This window comes from Ruegeria sp. AP12 (assembly GCF_056540025.1).
The window spans coordinates 1-598 of record NZ_JBQFVZ010000271.1 but is presented as its reverse complement, the minus strand read 5'-3'; the positions used below and the strand labels follow the sequence as shown (position 1 = coordinate 598).

Sequence of the window (598 nt, the reverse complement as noted above, 5' to 3'; positions counted from 1 at the left end):
ATAAGTGCGTGAACTTCGCCGGGCACAAGATCGAACTGCACGGATTTCAATGCGTGTACGCCGGGAAAAAACTTATCAATCCCGGTCATTTCGACCATCTTTGAAATAGTATCTCCCATTTGCCCCTCTCCCCTGGGCCACATGCAGATTACATCACGGCTTCGATCTGCATTGGTGCAAACACTACGCCCCTCAAGGCAAGTTCCTCGTCTTTGGTTTGCTCGATGATCTGATCGTAACGGACGATGGTCTGACCGGCATGGATTTGCGCCAATCCAGACCTGTGAGCGCACGTAACAGGTTCAGACGAAGTTTCCGGAATACGCGCAGGTTGATCATCCGCCTGCCGGCCACGCAGAGCCACGACAATCTTGCCTTGCGGCTCGCGGTGGCGCGCCGCCCCATCCACAACATCTTTGCCGCCTTGTGCTTGCATCACATCACCGCCTGCTTAGCCCATGTTGCTAAGGCGGCGCACCTCTTATGTCAACTAATATGTTAGTATGTTAAATTGTGATTCCTATGCAATCCGCACCCGATGGGTCACCCGCGCGGCTTTGTCAGGTTGTTGAGGGCCGATTACGCTATAGCGCCAGGG

1 protein-coding gene is annotated in these 598 nt (G+C 54.0%); it reads right to left on the bottom strand.

Annotated elements, in window-relative coordinates; translation table 11 throughout:
- Positions 1–148 precede the first annotated feature (148 nt).
- Positions 149–436 (bottom strand): hypothetical protein, encoded by a 288-nt coding sequence (locus ACR0E6_RS22695; RefSeq protein WP_480535970.1) that lies wholly within the window; start codon positions 434–436, stop codon positions 149–151.
- Positions 437–598 lie beyond the last annotated feature (162 nt).